Raw genomic sequence first — 1,769 nt, forward strand, 5'->3', positions numbered from 1 at the left:
GGTTGGGAAATTGTACCGGGGAAGGAAAAGATGCATCTTAACAGCCTGACAAAAATTCAATTGCAGGGGGCAGGACAGAATAGCAATCTTCAGGTATGACAGCAACGTAACGGATCACCTGAAAAAAAGTGATAAACGACTCGGTGCGGCGATCGATGGGATCGGATTCATCGAACGAACGGTGACCCCGGATCTGTTTGCGGCGCTTGTCGCAAGTATCGCAGGCCAGCAGATCTCGGCAAAAGCTGCAAAGACCATCCGGGAGCGGATGGATGTGCGGTTCGGGGCGATCACGCCGGAGACGATCGCTTCGGCAACAACGGATGATATCCGCAGGTGCGGGATTTCCAAGCGCAAAGCCGGCTATATCAAAGGGATCGGTGATGCCACTTCGGGCGGCAGCCTCGACCTCAACGCGCTTTACAGGCTTTCTGATGGTGAAGTCATCGACAGGCTCACAACCCTGAACGGCGTGGGAAGATGGACCGCGGAGATGCTCCTCATCTTCTCGATGGAACGGCCGGATGTTGTGAGCTTTAGCGATCTTGCAATCCGCCGCGGGATGATGCACCTGTACGGGAAGGCGACGATAGACCGGACCACGTTCGAGCGGTACCGTAAGCGGTACTCGCCCTATGGATCGGTTGCGTCGCTCTACTTATGGGAGATCTCGCACCGTGACAAATAGCCACCCCGGGGTATCTCCCGTATCAACCCGCTTGATCAGACGAGAGTCTTTTGCGGGTCGTTGAGATGTTTCTTTGCAGCGGGCGTGACCTCCCGTCCCTGCGGTGTGCGCTTGAGACACCCGATCTGGATCAGGAATGGTTCATACACGTCCTCGATCGTCCGCACCTCTTCGCCAACCGAGATCGCGATGGTCTTCACACCTACGGGGCCGCCATTGAAGTCGTTCGCCACAACCGCAAGAATGCGCCGGTCAAGGTCATCGAGGCCGAGCTCATCTATCTGGAGCATGGAAAGGGCATCATTTGCGATCTCGCGCGTTATCGTGCCATCTCCCTTAACCGTTGCATAGTCCCTCACCCTCCGGAGGAGCCGGTTGACAATGCGGGGGGTCCCCCGGCTCCTCTTTGCGATCTCGGATGCCCCTTCAGGTGTGATCGGGATCTTCAGGATCGAGGCGCTCCGGGTCGCAATCCGGGCCAGATCCTCCGGGGAATACAGGTCGAGGCGCGAGATGATACCGAACCGGTCCCGGAAGGGTGCGCCAAGGAGCCCCTGTTTGGTGGTGGCCCCGATGAGAGTGAACTGTTCGAGATCCAGCTTGATGGAGCGGGCGCTGGGCCCTTCCCCGATCATCACATCGATGAAGAAGTCCTCCATCGCAGGATAAAGGACCTCCTCGACCACCGGGCTGACCCGGTGGATCTCGTCGATGAAGAGGATGTCCCCCCGCTTTAATGGCGTGAGAAGCGCCGCGATATCGCCGGGCTTCTCGAGAACCGGGCCCGTTGTTGTCCGTATATCGGCCCCGCGTTCGCGTGCGATGATATGGGCAAGCGTGGTCTTGCCAAGCCCCGGGGGGCCGGAGAAGAGGATGTGATCGATCGGCTCGTCCCGTTTGCATGCTGCCCCGATTCCTACCTGGAGCCACTCCCTGACCTGCTCCTCCCCGCCGAACCCCCCTAGCCGGCTCGCCCGGGCGGCCGGGCCATCGGTCCCCCCGTGCCGGGGGGCCCGTTCGCCGCCCCGCTCCCCCCTGCGCCCCGCCCTCCTTCGACCCGCGCCGCTCCCCCTCGCCGCCA

2 protein-coding genes are annotated in these 1,769 nt (G+C 60.7%); one reads left to right on the forward strand and one right to left on the reverse strand.

Annotated elements, in window-relative coordinates:
- Positions 1 to 181: 181 nt before the first annotated feature.
- Complete coding sequence (locus CW742_RS11855) at positions 182 to 688, forward strand: DNA-3-methyladenine glycosylase (RefSeq protein ID WP_292420639.1); 507 nt, start codon at positions 182 to 184, stop codon at positions 686 to 688.
- A 35-nt stretch (positions 689 to 723) separates the two neighbouring features.
- Here the strand turns inward: CW742_RS11855 and ruvB are convergent.
- Positions 724 to 1,769 (reverse strand): Holliday junction branch migration DNA helicase RuvB (gene ruvB / locus CW742_RS11860; protein WP_292420641.1); only part of this gene is annotated, 1,046 nt, incomplete at its 5' end.

The organism is Methanoregula sp. (genome assembly GCF_002835825.1).
Lineage (GTDB): Archaea > Halobacteriota > Methanomicrobia > Methanomicrobiales > Methanospirillaceae > Methanoregula.